We start from the raw sequence: 23,237 nt of genomic DNA, 5'->3' as shown, positions 1-23,237 counted from the left end.
CATCGAACGCGCTGACCTCGGCTAGATTCGGGCACCGCCGATAACAGTTCTCATCGGCGGAGTCACACCCCGTACACATCAGGAGCAGCGCATGCGCGACCTCGCCCTCGCTCCCCCGTCCGTCTCGCCGCTGACGGGCGGACTCGCCGACAGCGTCTTCGAGACGGCCGCCCGCAACCCCACCCAGGCGATGCTCGCGCGCCGTCCCGACCCCTCCGCCACGACCTGGGCGGAGGTGACCGCCGTGGAGGTGCGGGACCAAGTCGTCGACCTCGCCAAGGGCCTGGTCGCCTCCGGGATCGCCCCCGGCAACCGCGTCGCGATCATGGCGCGCACCCGGTACGAGTGGACGGTTCTCAGCCATGCGCTGTGGGCGGTCGGCGCCGAGGTCGTGCCCATCTACCCGACCTCGTCACGCGATCAGGTCGCCTGGATCCTGCGGGACGCGGACTGTGTCGGTGTGATCGTCGAGGACGAACAGAGCGTGATGACGGTCGGCTCGGTGTGCGCGTCACTGCCGCGGCTGCGCCACGTCTGGCAGTTGGACGACGGGTCACTGGAACAGCTCGTGAAGCGGGGCGAGTTCATCCCGCTCACCACGATCGAGTCGCTGCGCCGCATCGTGATGCCGGACTCCACCGCGGCCGTCGTCTACACCTCCGGCACCACGGGCCGCCCGCTGGGCTGCGCGGTGAGCCACCGAGGTCTGGCGAGCGCCTGCGACATCCTGCTGGAGGGGTGGGGCCACACGGTGGTGCCACCGGGCGGGCAGGGCTCGGTCCTCGCCTTCCTGCCCTTCTCCCATGTGTACGGCCTGCTGGTGCAGAGCCTGTGCATCCGCGGCAGTCTGGTGATGGCCCACGAGCCCGATCTGAACTCCGAGACGTTGTCGGCGTCCCTGCTCTCCTTCCGGCCCACCTACTTCTGCGGCGTGCCCTCGCTCTTCGAGAAGATCTACAAGAACTTCCTGCGGATGGCCCAGCAGGCGGGCCGCGGCGCCCTGTTCGAGCGGGCCGCGGAGACGGCACGGGACTTCGCGGCGGCCGTCGAACGCCATCGGCTGGGACTGGGACCGGGTCCCGGCCTGGATCTGCGGCTCCAGCACGCGCTGTACGAGCGGACGGTGTACCGCAGACTGCGGGCCGCACTCGGTGGCCGCGTGCTCCGCGCGGCCTCGGGCGGGTCACCACTGGGCCGCGAACTCTGCCTGTTCTACGAGGGCATCGGCATCTACGTGAACGACGCCTACGGGCTGACGGAGACGAGCGGCGGCGTCACGGCACAGCCCGTGGGCCGGGAGAAGTCGGGCACGGTCGGCCGGCCCCTGCCGGGCACGGAGATCCGGCTGGCCGCCGACGGGGAGATCCTGGTGCACGGTCCTTCGGTCTTCCAGGGATACGTCAACGACGAGGCCGCCACCCGGGCCGCGCTGGGCAGCGGATGGCTGGCCACGGGCGACCTCGGGCAGCTGGACCCCGAGGGCTATCTCACGATCACCGGCCGCAAGAAGGACGTCATCATCACCAGTGGCGGCAAGAGCGTGGCGCCGGCCTTCCTGGAGCAGCGGCTGCGTATGCATCCGCTCATCCATCAGGCGGTCATCGTGGGTGACAACCGGCCCTGTGTGGGTGCCCTGATCACACTGGACCCGGATTTCCTCGCGCACTGGCGCGGCGGGCTCGCGATGCCGGGTGACGCACCGAGCCGGGAGGCGCGCGAGGAGAACGCGCTGCGGGAGGAGATCGGGCGCGCGGTGGCCGCGGCGAACAGTTCCGTCTCCCGTTCGGAGTCCATCCGCGTGTTCCGGGTTCTGCCGGAGTCCTTCGACCGGACCAGTACGCTGCTCACGCCGTCGATGAAGCTGCGCCGGGACGCGATCGTCGAGCACTACGCGTTCGAGATCGACGCGATGTACCAGGCACGCTCGCGCGCCCCGCGACAGCAGCTCGCGGACGAGGTCACGGGCTGGGACGACTCGGACAACGTGTTCCGGTGACCCGGTTCGGGTCCCGGGAGTCCGATTGACCTCAGCGCCCCCGGGAACTCGCAGAAGTGGCGCCCACGAGGAGCGCCGTACAGGACCGACACACGACCAGGCAGGAAGCACCATTGGCCTCCGTGGAGATCCCGAGCCGCACCACGAGTTTTGCGGGTGAGCCGCAGAGCGTCACAGCTGCGCGGATCGACGCGGACGAGTTCCTGTACGGGCTCGCGCAGGCCTCGCCGCCCACAACGCCCGAGCACTGGGACGACATCCTGCTCGTCGTCACGGAGCTGGCCGCCAACGCCGTCCAGTTCGCCCCGGGCCCCTTCGACCTGTCCATGCGCCGCACCTTCGACGGTGTCCATGTGACGCTGCACGACACGAATCCCACCCCGCCGGCCCCGCGTTCGTTTCACCCGAGAACCGGCGGTGGCGGTGTCGGCTGGCATCTGATCCACGCCCTGTGCGACCAGGTGAGTGTGGTGACGGAGGGCGGCGGCAAGGACGTGCACGTGTTTCTGCCCTGGTGAGACACACGACATTCACTCGCAGCCGGTGCGCGGGCGCACCGTGACGGGCATGGTGGTCCACGACGCGTTCGTCTGCCTGCCGCGCCCGGCTGGCGGAACGGCATGAGGCACGGTGGGATCGATGTTGCGAAGCGGAGATCCAGGGCAGGCGAACGGCGTCCGACTCGGACCGCCGGAGCCGCAGAAGGGAAGAAAGACCGTGACACGACCCAGGATCCTGGTGGTTGGCGCAGGCTTCGCCGGCGTGGAATGCGTTCGTCGGCTGGAACGCAAACTCGCCCTCGACGAGGCCGACGTCACCTTGGTGACGCCGTTCGCCTACCAGCTCTATCTTCCGCTGCTCCCCCAGGTCGCCTCCGGGGTGCTGACGCCCCAGTCGATCGCCGTCTCGCTGCGCCGCAGCAAGAAGTACCGCACCCGGATCATCCCGGGCGGCGCGATCGGCGTGGATCTCAAGTCCAAGGTCTGCGTCATCCGCACCATCACCGATGAGATCGTCGACGAGCCGTACGACTACATCGTGCTGGCCCCCGGCAGCGTCACCCGCACCTTCGACATCCCCGGTCTCACCGACCACGCGTTCGGCATGAAGACCCTCGCCGAGGCCGCCTATGTCCGTGACCACGTCATCGCGCAGCTCGACCTCGCCGACGCCAGCCAGGACGAGGCCGAACGTGCCTCGAGGCTGCAGTTCGTGGTCGTCGGCGGCGGGTACGCGGGCACCGAGACCGCCGCCTGTCTGCAGAAGCTCACCCACGCCGCCGTCAAGCGTTACCCGCGCATCGATCCGGGGCTCATCAAATGGCACCTGATCGACATCGCGCCCAAGCTGATGCCCGAGCTGGGCGACAAGCTGGGCAGCACCGCGCAGCGGATCCTCACCAAGCGCGGCATCGAGATCTCGCTGGGCACCTCCATCGCCAAGGCGGGCCCCGAGGAGGTCACCTTCACCGACGGCCGGGTGGTCCCCACCCGCACCCTGATCTGGACCGCCGGCGTGGTCGCGAGCCCGCTCATCGCGACGCTTGGCGCGGAGACGGTCCGGGGGCGGCTCGCGGTCACCGCCGACATGAACCTGCCCGGCCACGACGGGGTGTTCGCGCTCGGTGACTCGGCCGCGGTGCCCGACGAGGCCAAGGGCGAGGAGGGCGCGGTCTGCCCGCCCACGGCCCAGCACGCGATGCGGCAGGGCAAGCATGTCGCCGACAACGTCATCGCCACCCTGCGGGGGCAGTCGACGACGCCGTACCGCCACAAGGACCTCGGACTCGTCGTCGACCTCGGCGGCAAGGACGCCGTGTCCAAGCCCCTCGGTATCGAGCTGCGCGGTCTGCCCGCCCAGGCCGCGGCCCGCGGCTACCACTGGGCGGCGCTGCGCACCAACGTCGCCAAGGTGCGCGTCGCGACCAACTGGACGCTCAACGCCCTCGCGGGCGACGATTTCGTGCGCACCGGCTTCCAGGCCCGCAAGGCCGCCAAGCTCCACGACTTCGAGTACACCAACGCGTATCTGACGCCGGAGCAGATCCAGGCGCATGTCGAGGGGACGGACCGTCAGGAGTAGTCCGCCCGGGGTGCGAGAGGCGGGTCGTCCGGGGCGGGCGCGGCTGCGGGATCTGGTGGCCGCGTCCGACCCCGGGCTGCTGCGACTGGCGGCCGGGCTGCGGACGGTGGGCGCCATCGCGCTCACGCTGGCCGTGCTCGGTCTGCTGGGGGCCCAGGTGCCCCATCTGGTGGCCGGGGCGATCGCGGCCATGGTCGCCACCTTCGCGATCCGGGAGAAACAGCGCGCCCGGCAGGCCGTCACCCTCGCACTGGGCCTGCCGGTGGCGCTGGCCGCCGTCACCCTCGCCGCCCTGCTGCGCTCCCATGTGGTGGTCGGCGACCTGGTCTTCGTCGCGTTGATCTTCTGCGCCGTCTACGGGCGCCGGTACGGCGACCGGGGCACCGCGCTCGGAATGATCGGGTTCCAGGTCTATTTCGCGTCCCTGTTCGTCGGCGCCACCGTCTCCGTGTTGCCCCAGCTCTACGGCACGCTCGTCGTCGCCTTCCTGGCCAGTGCCGTGGCGCGCTTCGCGCTCGTGCCCGAGACGCCCACCGGGATGCTGGATCGGCTGCGGGATGCCTTCCGGGCCAGGCTGGCCCAGCTGGTGGCGACACAGCTGGAACTGCTGGACGCGGCGGGCCCCGAGGAGGTGGAGAAGGCTCTGGAGCATGTGCGCGACGGCACGGCCCGGCTGCACGAGACGGCATTGATGATCCAGGGCCGGCTGGAGGAGGGGACCGCCGACGAGGCGATGGCGCGGCTCGTGCAGCGGCGCGTCGCGGACGCCGAGGTCGCCGCCGAGCGGCTCGGCCTGTTGCTGCTGACCGCGCGCAGCGCCGAACGGGCGGACACACTGACCCTGCATCTGCCGGGCGCGCCCGTTCCGCGGGCCGGGACGCTGCCCGTGCGGGACAGGGCGACCGACACCGTGCGGCGCGACCTGGAGGCGCTGCGGCTGCTCGTCCTGCGGCCGGTCTCCACACAGCCCGGCACGGGGCTCTCGCATGTGCGCAACCGGCTGCTGGGCTACCGGGACGAGGAGAACCTGCCGACGGCGCCACCGGCCGTCCAGGACGTCTTCCGGGGCATCGGTGAGGCGGCCCGCGCGGTGCTGGGGCTGCGGATCGCGCTCGACGGGCCGCAGGACGAGTCCGACGACAGCCCGGCCACGACCCGTTCGCGCGAGGAACTGGACGCCGAGGACGCGGCCATCGACGCCGGTGAGGAGCCTGCGCAGGAGGAGCCCGCGGGGTTGCGGCGGCCCACGACACGGGCGGCCGTGCAGGTCGCGGTGGGGTCGTCGCTGGCCATGGTGGGCGGTGAGCTGCTGTCCAGTCAGCGCTGGTACTGGGCGGTGCTGACCTGCTGGATCGTGTTCATCAACACCGCCTCCACGGGCGAGATCCTGGTCAAGGGCTACCGGCGGCTCCTGGGCACCGTGCTCGGGGTGGTGGCCGGCGTCGGGCTGGCGGGGCTGGTCGGCCACCACACCTGGACGGCGTTCGCGGTGGTCCTGGTCTGCGTCTTCCTGATGTTCTACACGGCGCCCCTTTCGTACACGCTGATGTCGTTCTTCGTCACCGCCGCGCTGGGCGTGCTGTACACCCTGCTGCACACGTACAGCCTGTCCGTACTGGTGCTGCGGGTGGAGGAGACGGCACTCGGCGCGGCGTGCGGGGTCCTCGCGGCGGCGCTGGTGCTGCCGGTGCGCACGGACCGCCGGACGAACGACCTGCTCGTCGAGGTGCTGGACCGGCTCGCGGACGTCACCGAGACGGCGGTGGACCAGCTCAGCGGCGGGCCTCCGGCCGAGCTCCTCGACAAAGCCCGTGACCTGGACCAGGCGCTGGCCGACCTGCGGGCCGCCACCCGGCCCCTCACCCATCCCGTCACCCCGCTGCGGGCCCGGCGGGACACCGCGCGGTACGTCGTCGCGCTGCTGGAGACCTGTGCGTACCACGCGCGTTCCCTGGCCGCCACGGCCGAACTGCTGCCCACCCACCCGTCGATCGCGGCGGATCCCCGGCTGCGTGGGGCGGGGCGGCGCATTCTGCGCAACATCGGTGCGACCGCGGCACACGTGGCGGACGCGCGGTCCACCGACGAGGTCGAGACGGGGCCGAGCATCGCCGCCCTGCTGGAGTCCGCCGTCCCCGGGTCGCCGCGCTTCGGGCGGGTCACCGACCGGGTGCTGCGGCATCTCCAGCGGCTGGACGAGGGTGTGGTGGGGCTGGCCCGGCCGCTGCGGGTACCGGTGGCGCGGCCGAAGGGCTGACGCCGGGGCGGCTCACACCCTGCGCCAGCGGGCCATCGCGAAGGAGAACAGGCCGAACAGCACCAGGCCGACCGCCACCAGGGCCAGCAGCCAGGGGCCGAGCGGGGTCTCGGCGAACGAGCGGAGCGTGTCGTCCAGGCCCTTCGCCTTGTCGGGTTCGTAGTCGACGGCGGCCCGTACGGCGAAGGCACCGGCGGCCGCGAACACCAGCCCGCGGGCCGCACCGCCGCCCACCCCGGTCACGTCCACCAGTCGCCGCATCCCGGGCGACATCTCGCCGAGCTTGAACTTGTCGCGGTAGGAGCGCATGACGGCCCGGCCCGCGAGCCACACACCGGCGACGGCGATCCCCACGCCGGCCACACCGACGATCCACTGCCCGCCGGGCATGTCCAGCACCTTCGCCGTGACGTCCTTGGACTGCTTGTCACTCGATCCGCTGCCGCCGCCGCTCGACCCCGAACCCGTCGCGAACGACAGCACGGAGAAGGCGACGAAGCTGTAGAACACGAAGCGGGCCAGCGCCAGCAGGCGCTTCTTCGCCTTGCGTCCGTCCGGGCCGACCGAGCCGAACAGCACCTCCGAAAGGCGCCACAGCGCCATGCAGACCAGGCCGATGGCGAGGGCCCACAGCAGGACGGCACCGAAGGGCTTGTCCGACAGCTCGGCGAGCGCGCCGCCTCGGTCCGCCTGGCGTTTCCCGTCGCCGAAGGCGATCTGCAGGGCCAGCAGGCCGACCAGCAGATAGATCACGCCGCGTGCGGCGAGTCCCGCCCGGGCGGCGCCCTCCGTCGCAGAACGGCGGGTCGAACGCCCGACCTCGATCCGGCCGGCCCGTGCGCTGACAGTCAAGTTCATCTCGACCTCCCGCACTCCGAATGCCCCGGTCACAGCCATGCACACCCCCACGGGGCTACGGCTGGGCGCGCCCCTTGCCCAGGGCGTGCAGGTACTCCAGGGCGTCCAGGACCACCGTGCGCTCGTGCCAGGCGAGCCATCGGCCGGCCTGCGCGCCCACCACTTCCAGCACCTTGAGCTGCGCCGCCGTCAGGTCCCCGATGGTGTGGTCGAGGTGGGCCGAGACCATGCCCACGCAGATGCCCGACGAGGTGGTCAGCGGCACGCTGTGACAGGCCAGGCTGCCCGCCTCGAGGATCGCCTCGCGGGCGGAGGTGCTGAAGACCGGATCCGTCTCGACATCGTGCACGGTGACCTGGGCGACGTCGCGCGCCGCCTGCGCACAGGCCGTGCCGTCCTCGCCGACATGGCCGAAGAAGTCGACGAAGTCGGCTGTGTGTCCGGTGTGCTCCTCGATACGCAGGCCGCCCCTGACCCGGTCGACGAGCTGGACGTTCCCCATGTCCGTGCCGACCACGGCGAGCGTCTGGCTCAGTACGGCCTTCAGGACGGCGCTGCGGTTGCCGGGCCCGACCTCGCGTGCCGCCGGGAAGTTCAAGGGGGGCTGTGCGAGCCGGGCGCGCCGCGGGAACCACAGCGCTTCCCGGGCGTCCGGGCGCGGGGCGGACAGCAGGCTCTCGGCCAGGGTGCGCATCTTGACGTTGTACCGCTGCGACGCCAGCCGCATCAGCGTGAACGCCCTGTCCGCGTCGCACAGGGCATACCGCTCGCGCAGCATGCCCTGTGCCTCCGCGATCAGGACGTGGGCGCGGGACCGGGCGCGCAGATCGCGCACCTCGGCCCGCAGCCGCTGGTACTCGTCGTCCGCTCCGTCGTCCGCGGTTGTCTGTCCGGGGTCCGTCATAGGGCTCCTCAGTTCCGGTTCGCCGGAACAGACACCTGCCCGGGCACGGCTCGGGCAGTCAGCCGCCGGCGCGTTCTCCCAGCGCCTCGGCGCGCACACGGGCGCAACTGCGGCTGATGAGACGGGAGACGTGCATCTGGGAGATGCCGAGCTGGTCGGCGATGCGGCTCTGTGTCATGTCCTCGAAGAAGCGCATGTAGAGAATGGCGCGGTCGCGTTCGGGCAGCCGGCGCAGACCCGCCTTGGCGGATTCGCGGTCGACCACGGTCTCGAACGAGGCGTCGGCCGCGCCCAGGGTGTCGGCGAGGCTGTATCCGTCCTCGTCGGAGGAGAGTTCGGCGTCCAGGGACAGCGTGCTGAAGCTCTCCAGCGCCTCCAGTCCCGTGGCGACCTCCTCCTCCGTCAGGCCCGTGTGGGCGGCGAGGTCCGCGACGGTGGGTTCGGTGCTGCCCGGCGTCTGGGTCAGCTCGCGGCGGGCGACCCGCACCTTGTTGCGGAGTTCCTGCACCCGGCGGGGCACCCGCAGGGCCCACATGCGGTCGCGGAAGTGCCGCTTGACCTCGCCCGTGATGGTCGGCACGGCGTAGCTCTCGAAGGCGCCGCGCTCGGGGTCGAATCGGTCGACCGCCTTCACCAGGCCCAGGGCCGCCACCTGTCGCAGGTCCTCGATGGACTCGCCGCGCTCGCGGAAGCGGCCGGCGATGCGGTGGGCCATGGGCAGCCAGGCGGTGACGAGTTCGTCGCGTACGGCGTCCCGCTCGGGGCCTTCCTCCAGGACGGCCAGGCGGGCAAAGAGCCCCGCGGTGTCGGGAGCGTCGTCGTGGCGCCGTCGGGCGGCCGTGGTGGTGGGGGTGCCGGGACGGCTTGTCGACATGTCGATTGGCATGCGGAATCGCTCCTGAACGGTCGTTTCAGGGAATTACCGCGGGAACGGGGACTACCGGCCGGACACCAGACGTGGGCCCTGCAGCAGCCATGTCGCTCCCGCTGGCGCGCCTCCGGTCCGAAGCACGAAACTGCGTCTGCCCTCACCCCGGGGGCCCAAACTCCGCTTTTCCCGGGAAGATCGGCGGACTGTCAGAACAGGGGGACGACCGCGGTGATGCACTTGCCTCCGGAGGGCAGGTCGGTGACGCGCACATCGCGTGCCAGCCGGCAGACGATGGGCCAGCCGAGGCCGCCCAGGCGGCGCCGTCCGCGCGGGTCGAAGGGCTCTTTGGCCACGGGGAGATCGTCGCTGCGGTCGCTCACCGAGACGCGCACGCCGGGTTCGCCGACGTCGACGCGGAAGTCGGTGATTCCGCCGCCGTGCAGGATCGCGTTGGTGGTGAGCTCCGAGGCGACGAGCAGGGCGTCTCCCAGGGCTTCGCGATCGCAGGTCGTATGGGTGACGCGGCAGCGTTCGGCCACGGCCCGCTCGACGGCGCGGCGCGCCTCCGCCGGCTGGCACGGTCGGCGGTACCGCTCGACAGATTCGGTCCTGTGCTTCTCGCACATCCCTGGGCTCCCTGAATCGGTGGGGGGCAGGCCCAGGCGGTCGCGGACAACGCGGAAGTCCCGCCTGGCGCGGCAGCGGATCCGTCACACTCCGCGAGCACCGCAGGTCTCTTCCCTTCGGCTCACCTCTCGGAGCCGCATCAAACCTTGTGCACACGGGCCATCCGGAATCATTTGCGGGGTACCCGGGTGACATGACGGATGTCGTGGATGCGGATGAACTGTTGCGGCGCATGCAGCGTGCCCGGGCCTGTGCTCTGGAGGAGGAGCGTGCCTGGCGGTCCCGTAGTGACGCCCTGCGGCCGAGCGACCCGGAGGGCTCGCGCGAGGCGGCCGTGCGGACGCTGGCCTACGAGACGGTGCTCAGGGTGCTGGACGAGATCCTGACGCCGGGCAGGCAGCCCGGGACGGCCGAGCGGTCCGATTGAACGGCCGGGCTCCCGGGAACCCGGCTCGCCATGACTGTGGATCACACAAGGGCACCCGTACTCGAAGCGCTGGACGACTACCGCCGCCAGGGGCGGCTGTCGTTCACACCACCCGGGCACAAGCAGGCCCGGGGCGCCGATCCGGCGGTGCGGGAGGTTCTGGGCGACGCGGTGTTCCTCGGTGACGTCCTGGCGTCGGGCGGTCTCGACGACCGCCTGACCCGGGGCCGGGTGCTGGAGCGCGCCGAGAAGCTGATGGCCGACGCCGTGCACGCGGAGCACACGTTCTTCACCACGTGCGGCAGTTCCCTGTCGGTCAAGGCGGCGATGCTGTCCGTGGCGGGACCGCACGAGAAGCTGCTGGTCGGGCGGGACGCGCACAAGTCGGTCGTGTCGGGGTTGATCCTCTCGGGCATCGAGCCCGTGTGGGTCGAGCCGCGCTGGGACGCCGAGCGGCACCTGGCGCATCCGCCGTCCGCTGCCGAGTTCGACAAGGCGTTCACCGACCATCCCGACGCGAAGGGTGCCCTGGTCACCAGCCCGACCCCGTACGGCAGTTGCGCCGACCTGGGCGCGGTCGCCGAGGTGTGCCACCGGTACGGGCGCCCGCTGATCGTGGACGAGGCGTGGGGCGCGCACCTTCCCTTCCACCCCGATCTGCCGTCCTGGGCCATGGACGCGGGCGCCGACATCTGTGTGACCAGCATCCACAAGATGGGCAGCGGCCTCGAACAGGGCTCGGTATTCCATCTGCAGGGCGACCACGTACCGCCCGAACTGCTGCGGCTGCGCGCGGATCTGCTGGGCACCACCAGCCCGTCGGTGCTGATCTACGCCGGACTCGACGGCTGGCGACGGCAGATGGCCCTGCGCGGCAAGGACCTGATGGGCGCCGCACTGGATCTCGCCGCGGACGTCCGGGCCGGCATCGAGGAGATCGAGGGGCTGCACGTCCACGACCGGGACGACTTCTGCGGTCCCGGACTCGCGGACGACTTCGACCCGCTCCCCGTCGTCATCGACCTCGACGGTCTCGGCATCACCGGATTCCAGGCGGCGGACTGGCTGCGTGAGCACCGGCAGATCGACACACACCTCACCGACCACCGCCGGATCGGCACGCAGATCACCCACGGCGACGACGAGGGCACGGCCCGCCAACTCCTTGCCGCGCTGCGGGATCTGGCACAGGCCGCGCCCGAGCTGCCCCGGGCTCCCCGCGTGGAGGTGCCGCCGCCGTCCGAGCTGCGGATGTCCCAGGCCGTCCTGCCGCGCGACGCGTTCTTCGGCCCCGCCGAGGATGTGCCGGTACGGGAGGCGGCCGGCCGGGTCGCGGCGGAGATGGTCACGCCGTACCCGCCCGGGATCCCGGCCGTGCTGCCCGGTGAGCGGCTGACCGAGCCCGTGGTGCGCTATCTGACGACCGGACTGGCCGCGGGGATGAATCTGCCCGACCCGAGCGACCCCGGTCTGGAGACGTTCAGGGTGCTGGCGGCGGACCGGGCCGACACGGAGTGAAACGGGTCACGTGCCCGGCTTTCGTATACGCACAAGGCTCCGAGATGGTTTACGGTTCATCCATAGGTCGTCATGGAGTCGACGGTATACGTCCTTCATAGATCACCTCTCATACGGCCCTGGCTGGTCTCCCCCGTCCAGCCAGGGCTTTTTTCCTGCCCGCGAGACGACAGCGCCGGAAGTGCCCGCCGCCGAGGTGCCCCGGTCGTCCGCAGCGGCTGAAATGGGCGTAGGGAAAGCACCGGAACCGAATCGCCGGCGAGGAGCCCCGCGTCATGACCAAAGCGACGAAACTGCTGACCGCCCTGCCTCCGCCCCAGCGGGCCCGCCTGACGGCCCTGGCCCGGGAGGTCTCCTTCCCCGAGGACGCCCGGATCTTCGAGCCAGGGGGTACGGCCGACCGCTTCTGGGTCATCCGCTCGGGCGCCGTCTCCCTCGACCAGCAGGTGACGTCGCTGCAACGGGTCACCGTGGCCAGCCTCGGCTCGGGGGACCTGCTCGGCTGGTCGTGGCTCTTCCCGCCGCACCAGTGGGACTTCGGCGCGGTGGCCTTCAGCCCCGTGCGGGCCTATGAGTTCGACGCGGCGGCGGTGCTCGCCCTGTGCGAGGAGGATCCCCAGCTCGGCCTGATCCTGGTGCGCAGCGTCGCCGAGATCCTGGCGTACCGGCTGGAGACGACCCGGGGCAAACTGCTGGAGCAGTACTCGATCTCCCGGCGCGCCCGCTGACGGCTCAGATCCGGTAGCGGCGCAGCGCCGGTACGGCGGCGGCCAGGCCCAGCATCACGGCCACGACGAGGAGACCGCCGCCCGCGACGGCCGCGCGTGGCCCGAAGGCCGAGCCCGCGGTGCCGTGCAGGACGTCGGCCAGGCGCGGCCCGCCCGCGACGACCACGGTGAAGACGCCCTGCATACGGCCGCGCATCTCGTCGGTGGCGGCGGACAGCAGGATCGCCCCGCGGAAGACCATGGAGACCATGTCGGCCACCCCTGCCAGGGCGAGGAACGCGACCGCGAGCCAGAGGCTGTCGCTCAGCCCGAAGCCGGTGATGGCGGCGCCCCACGCGACGACGGCGCCGATGACCATCCAGCCGTGCCGGCGGGCCCGGGAGAAGGTGCCCGAGAGCAGTCCGCCGAGGACGGCGCCGATGGGGATCGCCGCGAACAGCAGACCGAGGGCGAGACCTTCGCCGTAGGGCGCGTAGGTCTCCGAGGCCAGCTGCGGGAACAGGGCGCGCGGCATGCCGAGGACCATCGCGATGATGTCGGCGAGGAAGGACAGCAGCAGCACCTTGTGCAGGGAGATGTACCGGAACCCGGCCGCGATCTCGCGCACTCCCGCGCGGCGCTTGGTCCCCGACGCCGGCGGCGGCAGCGCGGGCAGCTTGTAGACCGCCCACACCGTGACGCACAGCGCCAGGGCGTCGATGAGGTAGAGCTCCGGCAGGCCGATGACCGGGATCAGGGCGCCCGCCAGGAGCGGGCCGACCACCTGCCCTGTCTGCATGACGGTCGAGCCGAGGGCGTTGGCGGCGGTCAGCTCGTCCGCGGGCACCAGCCGGGCGATGGAGGCGTTGCGGGCCGGTGCGTTCAGGCCCCAGAACGCCTGCTGCGTCGCGAGCAGGACCATCAGCACGGCCACGGACTCCAGGCCGGTGACGGCCTGTGTCCAGAAGAGCAGCGAGGTGACCGCGATCCCGGTGTTGGTGACCAGGAGCAGCTTGCGGCGGTCCACGCTGTCGGCGATCGCGCCGCCCCACAGTGCGAACACCATGAGCGGCAGCAGCCCGGCGAGGCTCGCGTAGCCGACCCACGCGGACGAGCCCGTGATGTCGTAGATCTGCTTGGGCACCGCGACCGCGGTGAGCTGGCTGCCGACGGCGGTGACAATGGTCGACGTCCACAGCCGGCGGTAGGCCGGGCGGCGCAGTGGACGGGTGTCCATCGCGAACCGGCGCCAGCCGCGCCGGGCGGGCTCTTCCGTGGGGGTCGTCGGCTGCTCTTCGGTGCTGCTCTCGCTCGTGTCCACGGGCTTCCTGGTTGGTCGTTACATCTTTCGGACCAGGGTTCACTATGGCAGTCGCGTCCGAGCCTGCGGGACCCGCGATCCCCGCCTGCGGACAGGGCGTTGCTCAGGCCCCGGCGATCAGCATCGCGCCCATGGTGATCATCGTCGCGGCGACCAGTGCGTCCAGGACGCGCCAGGCCGTGGGCCTGGCCAGGAAGCGGCCCAGCAGCCGGGCGCCGAAGCCCAGTGCCGCGAACCAGCACAGGCTGGCGAGTACGGCGCCGAGCCCGAAGGTCCAGCGCAGTGCGCCGCGATCGGCGGCGACGGAGCCGAGCAGGAACACGGTGTCCAGGTAGACGTGCGGGTTGAGCCAGGTCAGTGCCAGGCAGGTCAGGACGGCCCGCTTGCGGGAGCCGGCCGCCTCGCCCTCCGTGCGCAGGGCGCCGCCGGCCGGCCGGAACACCCGGCGGGCGGCGAGGGCGCCGTAGCAGAGCAGGAATACGCCGCCGATCCAGCCGACCGCGGTCAGCGCGTCCGGCCACGCCACCACCACCGCTCCCAGTCCGCCGACGCCCAGGGCGATCAGGGCCGCGTCCGAGAGGGCGCAGATGCCGACGACGGCGAGGACGGAGTCGCGGCGGACGCCCTGGCGCAGGACGAAGGCGTTCTGGGCGCCGATGGCGACGATGAGGGAGAGGCCGGTGCCGAATCCGGCGGCAGCGGCGGCGAGCGAAGCGGTCATGGCCTCGACGCTAGGCGGACGGCGATCTGGAGTACAGCTAAAGATTCTTACGTATCATTAGCGCTCGTGATGACAGAGCTTCCCCTCGACCAGGTGCGGACCCTGCTGGCGGTGGTCGACGAGGGCACCTTCGACGCGGCAGCCGCGGCCCTGCATCTGACGCCGTCGGCGGTGAGCCAGCGGGTCAAGGCCCTGGAGCAGCGCACCGGCCGGGTGCTGCTGGTGCGTACGAAACCGGTGCGGCCCACCGAGTCGGGCGAGGTGATCGTGCGGTTCGCGCGGCAGCTGGCGCGACTGGAGCGGGACGCGCGGACCGAGCTGGGCATGAGCGTGCCCGGGGAGTCGACGCGGGTGTCGATCGCGGTCAACGCCGACTCACTGGCGACATGGTTCCTCCCGGCGCTGAACCGCGTTCCGGACGGGTCCCGGCTCACCTTCGAGCTGCACCGCGAGGACGAGGAGCACACGGCGACGCTGCTGCGGGAGGGGCTGGTGATGGCCGCGGTGACCTCGTCGCCGGACGCGGTGTCGGGCTGTTCCGTGCGCCCGCTGGGGCGGATGCGGTACTTCGCCGTGGCGAGCCCGGAGTTCGCCGACCGGTGGCTCGGCGGTCCGCTGCGGGACGCGCTCGCGCAGGCGCCCTCGGTGGCCTTCGACCGCCGCGACTCCTACCAGGACCGCTTCGTGCGCAGCCTGCGCCGCGGCGGGGGCGGCGCGAGTCCCGACCGCCACTACGTCCCCACCTCGGAGGGCTTCGTGGCGACCGTCGCGCTGGGCCTGGGCTGGGGCATGGTCCCCGACGTCCAGGCCGAGCCGCTGCTGGCCACGGGCCGGCTGGTCCACCTCGCGCCCGACCGCCCGATGGACGCGCCCCTGTACTGGCAGCAGTGGAAGCTGGACTCGCCCGCGCTGGCGACCGTGGCCGAGGCGGTGGCCGCAGCGGCGGCCGAGGCGCTCACCTCCTAGACGTCAACCTCGCACCTCCGAGGTACCGCGGGGCCCGGTCCCGGAGTCACCGTGGTGACTCAACGGGAGGAGAACACCATGCTCACCAGGACCAAAGCGGCACTCGCCGCCCTGCTCGCCGTACCGGCCCTCACGCTCGGCTTCGCCGGCGAGGCGCAGGCCGACGGCTACTGCGGGGCCGGCCGCGTCTGCATGTGGGAGGACGGCAACTACGAGGGCAGCAGGTACGTCGACGTCGTCGCGGGCGGTCCGTACGACATCGACGGCTGGAACGGCGACAACGAGATCAGCAGCATCGACAACGCCTCCGACGACTACATCGTGATGTACGACAACGACGACCTCACCGGCTTCCTCGGGTGCGTCCAGCCGCACCAGCGCATCCCCGAACTGTGGCGCAACGACGAGATGGAGAGCTTCATCGCCCGCTCGTTCTGCTGAGCAGCGCGGTCAGTCGGGCCTCGGCGCTGTCCACCAGCATCTCCAGCGCCGTCGGATAGGCGCTCTCCACCATGCGCCCCGCCAGCAGGGGCGCCGCCTCCGCGATCCGGGGGTGCGTGCTGCGGGGCAGGCGGGCGTAGGTCGAGCTCCACATGTCCTCGTCGGCGTGGAGCGCGGCGCTGGGCAGGGCCAGGGAGGCGGCGTCCAGGGCGGCGAAGGCCAGGGTCTGGTCGATGAAGGCGTGGTAGATGCGCACCGTGTCCGCCAGCGGGAAGCCCGCGGTGCGCAGCACGTCGAGAACCGCCTCGTCGGCGGCGAGTTCGTTGGGTCGCCCGGTGACCCGGTTGGTGGTCAGCACGGCGGCCTGCGGATGGGCGAGGTAGGCGGCATGGAGGCGCAGCCCGATCGCGCGCAGGTCCGCCCGCCACCGCCCCGTCGGCTCCCAGCCCCGCAGCGCCTGTCCGATCAGCGCGTCGCCGATCGCCAGGGTCAGGTCGTCCATGCCGCGGAAGTAGCGGTACAGGGTGCTGGGGTCGGCGTCCAGAGCCAGGCCCAGGCGGCGGGCGGTGAGCCCGGCGCTGCCGTGTTCGCGCAGCATCCGCAGTGCGGTCTCGACGATCAGCTCCTCGGACAGCACGGTGCCGCTCTTGGTGGGGCGGCGCCGACGCCGCTTCTCCTCGGGTACGACCGCTTTCGGCATGCCGCTCTCCTTATGCCAACGCCATTGACCTTATGTGAGCGTGCGGCGTTGTATCTCCGTCAGGGGCCCCACCGACGTCTTGGACCTTCGACCGACGGAGTGCTTGTCATGCGTGTACTGCTCGTGGGAGCCGGCGGAGTGGGCACCGCCATCACCCGGATCGCGGCCCGGCGGCCGTTCTTCGAGGCGATGGTGGTGGCGGACCACGACCTGGCCCGCGCCGAGGCCGCCGTGGCGGCGCTCGGTGCCGAGGGGGCCCGTTTCCGGGCTGAGCGCGTCGACGCGAGCGACGAGGCGGCCGTGGCGGCGCTGCTGGAGCGGCACGCGTGCGACGTCCTCCTCAACGCGACCGACCCCCGCTTCGTGATGCCGCTGTTCCGGGCGGCCCGCGCGGCCGAGGCGACGTATGTCGACATGGCGATGTCGCTGTCGCGACCACACCCGGAGCGCCCCTACGACGAGTGCGGGGTCAAGCTCGGCGACGCCCAGTTCGAGGAGGCGGTCGGCTGGGAGAAGGCGGGTGTGCTGGCGCTCGTCGGCATGGGGGTGGAGCCGGGTCTGTCGGACGTCTTCGCCCGGTACGCGGCCGATGAACTCTTCGACGAGATCGAGGAGATCGGCATCCGCGACGGTGCGAACCTCACCGTGGACGGCTACGACTTCGCGCCGTCCTTCAGCATCTGGACCACCATCGAGGAGTGCCTCAACCCGCCCGTGGTCTACGAGGAGGACCGCGGCTGGTTCACCACCGAACCGTTCAGCGAGCCCGAGGTGTTCGACTTCCCCGAGGGCATCGGCCCGGTGGAGTGCGTGAATGTCGAACACGAGGAGGTGCTGCTCGTTCCCCGCTGGGTCGACGCCAAGCGCGTCACCTTCAAGTACGGCCTGGGCGAGGAGTTCATCCGGACGCTGCGGACGCTGCACCTGCTGGGTCTGGACCGCACCGAGCCGGTCACCGTGGCGAGCGCGAGCGGACCGGTCCGGGTCTCGCCCCGGGACGTGGTCGCCGCCTGTCTCCCCGACCCGGCGACGCTGGGCGAGCTCATGCACGGCAAGACCTGCGCGGGCACCTGGGTGAAGGGCGTCAAGGACGGGGCGCCGCGCGAGGTGTACCTGTACCACGTGGTCGACAACCAGTGGTCCATGGCGGAGTACGGCTGCCAGGCGGTGGTGTGGCAGACGGCGATCAACCCGGTCGTCGCCCTCGAACTCCTCGCCACGGGCGCCTGGTCGGGCTCGGGCGTCCTCGGCCCGGAGGCCTTCCCCGCCGGTCCCTTCCTGGATCTGCTGACCGCGTACGGCTCCCCGTGGGGCCTGCGCGAGCAGTGAATCCGAATTTCCCAGCACTCCGTTGTTTCACTCATGCATCGACAGGTGACCCGAAAGCGAGTAAGCCATCCGCGAGGGCACGGACGACTTCGAACGCAGGTGACATCGATGGAGAACTGGCGAGACCATGCCATATGCCGCGACGAGGACCCCGACCTCTTCTTCCCGATCGGAAACACCGGCCCGGCGCTGGTGCAGACGGAACAGGCGAAGGCCATCTGCCACCGCTGCCCGGTGCAGACACGGTGCCTTGAGTGGGCCATGGACACCGGGCAGGCGATCGGTGTCTGGGGCGGTACGAGCGAGGCCGAACGACGCTCACTGCAACGGCGCCGGGCCAGGGCCGGGCGCGCCTCCGGCTAGGGCCGGCACCCGGAGGGTGAAGACACTGCCCGCGCCGGGTTCGCTCGTCGCCCGAGCCGTGCCGCCGTGTGCGGCGACCAGGTGACGGACGATCGGCAGGCCGAGCCCGCTGCCGCCGGTGCGGCGGCTGCGGGACTTCTCGGCCCGCCAGAACCTGTCGAAGACGTGCGGTAGCTCCTCGGCCGTGATCCCACTGCCGGTATCGGCGACTTCGAGGACGACGTCGTCACCCTCGCACCGTGCCGCGAGGGTGACGGTCCCGCCCCCGGGCGTGTGCCGAAGGGCGTTGGAGACGAGGTTGCCGAGTGCCTGCCGCATCCGCACCGGGTCGGCGTCCAGCCACGGCGTGCCGTCCGTCTCGGTGCGCAGGGCGACGCCCGCCGTGTCCGCGGCCACCCGGTACGCCGCGGCGACCTGGCCGATCAGCTCGTCGGCTCGGACGGGCTCCCGGTGCAGCCGCAGCGTGTCCGCGTCGGCGGCGGCGAGGTCCTGGAGGTCGTCGATGACCCGCTGGAGGACAAGGGCCTCCTCGTGGAGGGACGCGAGCAGTTCCGGGTCCGGCGCCACGACCCCGTCCTTGGTGACCTCCAGCCAGCCGCGGATATTGGTGAGCGGGCTGCGCAGTTCATGGGCGATGTCGCTGACCATGGCCTTGCGCTGCGCCTCCAGCCGTTCCCGGCGTTCGGCGAGGTCGTTGAAGGCCGCGGCGAGGATGCCGGTCTCGTCCCGCGTGGTCACGGGCACCCGCACATGCAGCTCCGGCGGCTGCTGGGCCGCCGCGGTGAGCGCGCGCAGCGGCCGGACGAGCCGCGTGGCGACGAGGGCGGTCACGGCGACGGTGACGGCGAGCACGAGCCCGGCGACACCGACGACCTTGGCCTTGTTGGCCGGTGACATGTCGAACCGCACGGCGGTGCGGTCCCCGCCGCCCAGGAACAGCTCGGCGGCCGGCGCGACGTAGGGGTCGAGCTGGGCGCGGCGCGCGCTGTCGACGCAGTTCTGCGCGGTGCGGGCCGCCGCCGACCCGGGCTCCACGTCGGTCTTTCCCACCTGATAGCGGCCGCCCACGCCCCGGTCGGTGCCATCGAGAGAGAGGAACAGCGGCGCGACGGACTTCAGGTCCTGCCCGCCCAGACAGGCGCGGGCACGTTCCATCAGGTCCGCGAGGGCCTTCTCCTCCCCTTCGGTCGGGGTGTTGAGCTTCCCGTCGGCGCACTCGAGGGGCGTCTCGACCTCTTCGCTCAGGAACGGGCGGCCGCTCGGCATCCTGACGATGGTGGTCTCGATGCCGTTGCGGGCGAAGCACTGTTGCCGCATCACGGCCAGCTTCCCCAGCCTGGCCCGCTCCTGGGCCGTCAGCCGGTACGGCCCCACCACCCGGGGGTCGAGGCCGCTGCGCTGGGCACCGCGCTCGGTGTAGGTGTCGGTGCGCAGGGGGTCCACGGTGGCCGCGGCGCGCGGCGGCAGCGAGGTGCCGGGCGGCGCCGAGTCGGCGAGGATCCGGCGGTCGGTGGTGGTCAGGGCGATCCGCCGGCCCGTCTTCTCGGCCAGCGTGCGGACGAGCGGCCCGACTCCCCGCCATTGCGGGTGAGTTGCCGCGTACCCGCTCAGCCGGGCCAGGACGTCCATGTCCTCGGCGAGGACCTGCCCCTGCTCCTCCCGCAGCGCACGGGTGGTGGTCTCCACCGCCAGCCAGGCGGTCGCGGCCACCGAGCACACGGCGATGAGCACGGAGGTGATCAGCAGCCGGACCGAGAGGCGCTTGCGCAGGGGTATGCGGTGGCTCATCCGCGACCGCCGCTGAGTTTGTAGCCGACGCCGAACACGGTCAGCAGCCGGACCGGCCTGCGCGGATCCGTCTCGGTCTTCCGCCGCAGGTTCATGATGTGGACGTCCACGGCCCGCTCGGTGGACGACCGGTCGATGCCACGGGTGCACTCCAGCAACTGCCGCCGGGAGAACACCCGCTCGGGTTCGGCGACCATGGCGAGCAGGATCGCGAACTCGGCGGGCGTGCACTCCACTTCCTCGCCCTCGCACCGCACCTCGTGCCGTACGGGATCGACCTGCAGCCCCGCGGCGCGTACGACGCCCGTGGTGTGCCCGCTGCGCCGCAGGACCGTGCGGATCCGGGCCATCAGCTCACGCGGACTGTAGGGCTTGGTCATGTAGTCGTCGGCGCCCACGTCCAGGCCGAGCAGCACGTCGTCCTCGGCGGAACGGGCGGTGAGCATGAGCACCGGGATGTCGTCGGCCCGCCGCAGCGCCCGGCACACGCCGAGGCCGTCGATCACGGGCAGCATCAGGTCCAGCACGACCAGGTCGGGTCTCAGCCGTCGCACCGCGTCGAGGGCGGCGCCGCCGTCGTGGACCACGGTGGCGGTGTAGCCCTCGGCCAGCAGGGAGCGGCGTATGAGTTCGGCCTGCATCTCGTCGTCCTCGGCGACCAGCACATGTGCGCACATTCGGCGGATCCTAAGCCGCTCAGCGGGCCAGGGAGTCGGCGTCGCCCATGACGACGACCGGCCGGCGGGCCGGGTCCAGCGCCAGGAGGAGTTCCTTCATGTGCTCCTCGGCGAGGCTGACACAGCCCTGGGTGGGCCCGTCGTGGTCGACGTGCAGCCATATCCCGCCGCCGCGGCCCGCGCCGAGCGGGCGGGTCCAGTCGAGGGGTGAAGTCCCGGGCTCCCGGTTGTAGTTGATGGCGATCACATAGTCGAAGGAGCCCGCCAGGGGTTCGCCCTCGAAGCCGGTGCCGGTAGCGGTGAAGCCGGTGCCGTGGTCGTACGGCAGCCGGGTGCCGGGGTCGCGGAGGCGTCCGCCGGCGTCGGTGAGGCGGAAGACACCGATGGGTGAGCGCAGGTCGCCGGCGCGGTGGTGGTCGCTCCAGCCGCGCAGCGCGTTGTGCGCGGGCCAGGTCTCCCCGGCCTGCCATCCCGCGTCGGTGCGCTCGTACAGGACGACGGTGGACCGCGAGGAGTTCTTGCCGCGTCCGGTGACGACGACGGCCTGGCGGGCGTCGTCCGGCACCTTCGCCCCTGTCTTCGGTCCCAGGCCGGGCAGTTGCCGCGGGGCGACCTCCAGGGAGACCGGCGGCGCGAGCCGGATCGACGTGGTGGCCGGCGGCCGCCGCTCGGGGGTCGCCACCGCCCCTCCCCCGCACCCGGTGAGCACGAGGGAGGCGGCCAGCAGCGCGACATGCGGTCTGCGTGTGATCATGCGTCGACCCTCGCCGACACTTGTGTGGAACTCGTCAGGTTCTAGGGTGCGTCCGGCTTGCCCTGCTGGTACACCCACGTCCGGAACAGTCCGTCCAGGTCCTTGCCGGACTCGCGTTCCGCCAGGCGCACGAGCTGGGCGGTCGTCCCGTGCCCGTCCCGGTGCTCGCCGGCCCAGGCCCGCAGGATCCGGAAGAACACCCGGTCCCCCACGGCCTTGCGGAGTTGGTGCAGGGCCATCGCGCCACGGGCGTAGACGGGCGTGCCGAAGATGTTCGCGCCGCTGCCCGGGTCACCGGGCGGGAACTCCCAGAGCCCGTCGCTCGCCGGCCGGGCGTACAGCGCGTCGAAGGACTTCTGCGCGCTGTCGCCGCCGTGCTGTTCGGCGTAGAGCCACTCGGCGTAGGTCGCGAACCCCTCGTTGAGCCAGATGTCCTTCCACGAGGTCAGGGTGACGGAGTCGCCGAACCACTGGTGGGCGCTCTCGTGGACGAGGGTGCTCAGTCCGGGGGCCCGGTCGTAGACGGGCCGCGTCTGCGTCTCCAGCGCGTACCCGACGTTCGGGGCCCGGTCGACGATCGAGCCGGCGGCCTTGAACGGGTAGGGCCCGAAGAGCTTGCTCTCCCAGGCCAGGACGGACGGCAGCTTCTTCAGGACCGGTACGGCGGCGTCGGCCTCGCGCGGGTCGACGGCGTTGTAGACCTGGATGCCGTCACGCGTCGTGTACCGCTCCACGGTGAACTTCCCGACCGTCGCCGTGGCCAGGTAGGCGGCCATGGGCTCGGACTGACGCCAGCGGAACGTGGTCCGCCCGTGAGCCGTCGCCTGCCCGAGGAACACGCCGTTGGCGACGGCGGTGCGCCCCTTGGGAACGGTGATCGTGAAGTCGTACGACGACTTGTCCTTGGGGTGGTTGTTCGCGGGGAACCAGGTCATCGCGCCCTGCGGCTCCCCCGCGACGAAGGCGCCGTCGTCCGTGGGGATCCAGCCGTCGAGCGAGCCGTCCGGGTCGGTGACCGGGGCCGGCTTGCCGTTGTAGGTGACGGTGACGCGGAACCACTGACCCTTGTGCAGGGTCCTGCGCGGGGTGACGACGAGTTCCTGGCCGTCGCGGCGGAAGTCCGCCTTGTCCCGGCCGACGGTCAGGCCCGTGACCTTCAGCCCGTTCAGGTCGAGGTCGAAGCGGCTGAGCTTCTGGGTGGCGCGGGCGTAGAGGACGGCCTTGCCGTCGAGGTGGCGGCTGTCCGTGTCGTAGCGGAGGGTCAGGTCGTAGTGGCCGACGTGGTAGCCGCCGTTGCCGGCCAGCGGGAAGTACGGGTCGCCGGCGCCGGGCGAGCCGACCGACGGGGGTGCGGCCGCCCCGAGCAGCGCCACCAGGGCGACGGGGACGGTTCCGAGGACGAAGGTGCGTCTGACGGCCTGAGGCACATGCGCTCCTGCGGTTGGGGGGTGGCAGACGGCTTCACACTAAAGGTGATCTCGGTGGAACTCACCCTTGAGCCGGTCAAGTCGTGTGGCTCCGCGAAGTACGCTCCCGGCACGTCACCACCTCCGTGGAAGGGCCCCGCCATGAGCGTTCGTGTGCGCCGCGTCTACGAGTCGCCGGAGCCGGAGGACGGCGTACGCGTCCTGGTCGACCGGCTGTGGCCGCGCGGCCTGTCGAAAGATGCCGCGCGGGTCGACGAGTGGCCCAAGGCCATGACCCCGTCGACCGAGCTGCGCCGCTGGTACCACGCCGGTGAGGGGTCCTACGAGGAGTTCGCCGGGCGTTACGAGGCGGAGCTGGCCGCACCCGAGGCGGCCGAACTCCTGGACCACGTGCGCGAGCTGGCCCGCAAGGGGCCCCTCACCCTGCTGACGGCCGCGAAGGCTCCCGAGGAGAGCCACGCGGCCGTACTCGCACGCCTGCTGGACTGAGGGACTCTCAGCCG

23 protein-coding genes are annotated in these 23,237 nt (G+C 71.7%); 12 read left to right on the top strand and 11 right to left on the bottom strand.

The window, feature by feature from the left end; all coding sequences use genetic code 11:
* The first annotated feature begins 91 nt into the window (after positions 1 to 91).
* The 4 genes from QF037_RS42585 to QF037_RS42570 all read left to right on the top strand — a co-directional run bounded on the left by QF037_RS42585 (position 92) and on the right by QF037_RS42570 (position 6,335).
* Positions 92 to 1,996 carry an AMP-dependent synthetase/ligase gene (locus QF037_RS42585; RefSeq protein ID WP_307034798.1) on the top strand — a complete coding sequence of 635 codons (1,905 nt, stop codon included), beginning with the start codon at positions 92 to 94 and terminating at the stop codon, positions 1,994 to 1,996.
* Between the two features lie 113 nt (positions 1,997 to 2,109).
* Positions 2,110 to 2,514 carry an ATP-binding protein gene (locus tag QF037_RS42580; protein ID WP_307034796.1) on the top strand — a complete coding sequence of 135 codons (405 nt, stop codon included), beginning with the start codon at positions 2,110 to 2,112 and terminating at the stop codon, positions 2,512 to 2,514.
* A 220-nt stretch (positions 2,515 to 2,734) separates the two neighbouring features.
* On the top strand, positions 2,735 to 4,078 hold the full coding sequence (locus QF037_RS42575) for an NAD(P)/FAD-dependent oxidoreductase (protein WP_307037654.1): 1,344 nt from the start codon (positions 2,735 to 2,737) through the stop codon (positions 4,076 to 4,078).
* Positions 4,050 to 6,335, top strand: a complete 2,286-nt coding sequence (locus tag QF037_RS42570; protein WP_373463884.1) for an FUSC family protein — start codon at positions 4,050 to 4,052, stop codon at positions 6,333 to 6,335. The genes QF037_RS42575 and QF037_RS42570 overlap by 29 nt, the downstream gene beginning before the upstream one ends.
* A 12-nt stretch (positions 6,336 to 6,347) precedes the next feature.
* On the opposite strand, the gene QF037_RS42565 is transcribed toward QF037_RS42570, so the two are convergent.
* The 4 genes from QF037_RS42565 to QF037_RS42550 form a co-directional block, all read right to left on the bottom strand.
* The gene (locus QF037_RS42565; protein ID WP_307034792.1) at positions 6,348 to 7,193 is read right to left on the bottom strand and encodes a DUF1206 domain-containing protein; all 846 of its coding nucleotides are present in this window, start codon (positions 7,191 to 7,193) and stop codon (positions 6,348 to 6,350) included.
* Between the two features lie 55 nt (positions 7,194 to 7,248).
* Positions 7,249 to 8,097, bottom strand: a complete 849-nt coding sequence (locus QF037_RS42560) for an ANTAR domain-containing protein (RefSeq protein ID WP_307034790.1) — start codon at positions 8,095 to 8,097, stop codon at positions 7,249 to 7,251.
* 58 nt (positions 8,098 to 8,155) lie between these two features.
* Positions 8,156 to 8,983 carry a SigB/SigF/SigG family RNA polymerase sigma factor gene (locus QF037_RS42555; RefSeq protein WP_307034788.1) on the bottom strand — a complete coding sequence of 276 codons (828 nt, stop codon included), beginning with the start codon at positions 8,981 to 8,983 and terminating at the stop codon, positions 8,156 to 8,158.
* A gap of 191 nt (positions 8,984 to 9,174) precedes the next feature.
* A complete protein-coding gene (locus QF037_RS42550) occupies positions 9,175 to 9,594 on the bottom strand; it encodes an ATP-binding protein (RefSeq protein ID WP_307034785.1) in 420 nt (139 codons plus the stop codon).
* A gap of 194 nt (positions 9,595 to 9,788) precedes the next feature.
* Here QF037_RS42550 and QF037_RS42545 point away from each other — a divergent pair, with 194 nt between their 5' ends.
* The 3 genes from QF037_RS42545 (at position 9,789) to QF037_RS42535 (ending at position 12,268) form a co-directional block, all read left to right on the top strand.
* Positions 9,789 to 10,022, top strand: a complete 234-nt coding sequence (locus tag QF037_RS42545) for a hypothetical protein (protein WP_307034783.1) — start codon at positions 9,789 to 9,791, stop codon at positions 10,020 to 10,022.
* 30 nt (positions 10,023 to 10,052) lie between these two features.
* Positions 10,053 to 11,540 (top strand): aminotransferase class I/II-fold pyridoxal phosphate-dependent enzyme, encoded by a 1,488-nt coding sequence (locus QF037_RS42540; RefSeq protein WP_307034781.1) that lies wholly within the window; start codon positions 10,053 to 10,055, stop codon positions 11,538 to 11,540.
* 275 nt (positions 11,541 to 11,815) lie between these two features.
* Complete coding sequence (locus tag QF037_RS42535; RefSeq protein ID WP_307034779.1) at positions 11,816 to 12,268, top strand: cyclic nucleotide-binding domain-containing protein; 453 nt, start codon at positions 11,816 to 11,818, stop codon at positions 12,266 to 12,268.
* 4 nt (positions 12,269 to 12,272) lie between these two features.
* Here the strand turns inward: QF037_RS42535 and QF037_RS42530 are convergent, their stop codons facing one another.
* A complete protein-coding gene (locus QF037_RS42530; protein WP_307034777.1) occupies positions 12,273 to 13,568 on the bottom strand; it encodes an MFS transporter in 1,296 nt (431 codons plus the stop codon).
* Positions 13,569 to 13,671: 103 nt separating this feature from the next.
* The gene (locus tag QF037_RS42525; RefSeq protein WP_307034775.1) at positions 13,672 to 14,289 is read right to left on the bottom strand and encodes a LysE/ArgO family amino acid transporter; all 618 of its coding nucleotides are present in this window, start codon (positions 14,287 to 14,289) and stop codon (positions 13,672 to 13,674) included.
* A 69-nt stretch (positions 14,290 to 14,358) separates the two neighbouring features.
* On the opposite strand from QF037_RS42525, the gene QF037_RS42520 reads away from it, so the two are divergent.
* Positions 14,359 to 15,255 carry a LysR family transcriptional regulator ArgP gene (locus QF037_RS42520; RefSeq protein WP_307034773.1) on the top strand — a complete coding sequence of 299 codons (897 nt, stop codon included), beginning with the start codon at positions 14,359 to 14,361 and terminating at the stop codon, positions 15,253 to 15,255.
* 78 nt (positions 15,256 to 15,333) lie between these two features.
* On the top strand, positions 15,334 to 15,696 hold the full coding sequence (locus tag QF037_RS42515) for a peptidase inhibitor family I36 protein (RefSeq protein ID WP_046263424.1): 363 nt from the start codon (positions 15,334 to 15,336) through the stop codon (positions 15,694 to 15,696).
* On the opposite strand, the gene QF037_RS42510 is transcribed toward QF037_RS42515, so the two are convergent.
* A complete protein-coding gene (locus QF037_RS42510; protein ID WP_307034771.1) occupies positions 15,674 to 16,396 on the bottom strand; it encodes a TetR/AcrR family transcriptional regulator in 723 nt (240 codons plus the stop codon). The genes QF037_RS42515 and QF037_RS42510 overlap by 23 nt on opposite strands.
* 108 nt (positions 16,397 to 16,504) lie before the next feature.
* Between QF037_RS42510 and QF037_RS42505 the strand changes: the two genes are divergently transcribed.
* Complete coding sequence (locus tag QF037_RS42505) at positions 16,505 to 17,725, top strand: saccharopine dehydrogenase family protein (protein WP_307034769.1); 1,221 nt, start codon at positions 16,505 to 16,507, stop codon at positions 17,723 to 17,725.
* Positions 17,726 to 17,833: 108 nt separating this feature from the next.
* Positions 17,834 to 18,088 carry a WhiB family transcriptional regulator gene (locus QF037_RS42500; protein WP_307034767.1) on the top strand — a complete coding sequence of 85 codons (255 nt, stop codon included), beginning with the start codon at positions 17,834 to 17,836 and terminating at the stop codon, positions 18,086 to 18,088.
* On the opposite strand, the gene QF037_RS42495 is transcribed toward QF037_RS42500, so the two are convergent.
* Genes QF037_RS42495 through QF037_RS42480 form a run of 4 tightly spaced genes read right to left on the bottom strand, consistent with a single transcriptional unit; the run spans position 18,044 to position 22,734 of the window.
* On the bottom strand, positions 18,044 to 19,876 hold the full coding sequence (locus tag QF037_RS42495; protein ID WP_307034765.1) for a sensor histidine kinase: 1,833 nt from the start codon (positions 19,874 to 19,876) through the stop codon (positions 18,044 to 18,046). The two genes, QF037_RS42500 and QF037_RS42495, sit on opposite strands and share 45 nt — an antisense overlap.
* A complete protein-coding gene (locus QF037_RS42490) occupies positions 19,873 to 20,553 on the bottom strand; it encodes a response regulator transcription factor (RefSeq protein ID WP_307034763.1) in 681 nt (226 codons plus the stop codon). The genes QF037_RS42495 and QF037_RS42490 overlap by 4 nt, the downstream gene beginning before the upstream one ends.
* A gap of 19 nt (positions 20,554 to 20,572) precedes the next feature.
* Complete coding sequence (locus QF037_RS42485; protein ID WP_307034761.1) at positions 20,573 to 21,307, bottom strand: L,D-transpeptidase family protein; 735 nt, start codon at positions 21,305 to 21,307, stop codon at positions 20,573 to 20,575.
* 41 nt (positions 21,308 to 21,348) lie between these two features.
* On the bottom strand, positions 21,349 to 22,734 hold the full coding sequence (locus QF037_RS42480; protein WP_307034759.1) for a M1 family metallopeptidase: 1,386 nt from the start codon (positions 22,732 to 22,734) through the stop codon (positions 21,349 to 21,351).
* A 141-nt stretch (positions 22,735 to 22,875) separates the two neighbouring features.
* On the opposite strand from QF037_RS42480, the gene QF037_RS42475 reads away from it, so the two are divergent.
* Positions 22,876 to 23,223 (top strand): DUF488 domain-containing protein, encoded by a 348-nt coding sequence (locus QF037_RS42475; protein WP_307034757.1) that lies wholly within the window; start codon positions 22,876 to 22,878, stop codon positions 23,221 to 23,223.
* Positions 23,224 to 23,237 lie beyond the last annotated feature (14 nt).

The sequence above is a fragment of the Streptomyces canus genome (assembly GCF_030815415.1).
In the GTDB taxonomy this organism is placed as follows: domain Bacteria; phylum Actinomycetota; class Actinomycetes; order Streptomycetales; family Streptomycetaceae; genus Streptomyces; species Streptomyces canus_F.
This window is presented reverse-complemented; position numbering and strand designations above follow the sequence as displayed.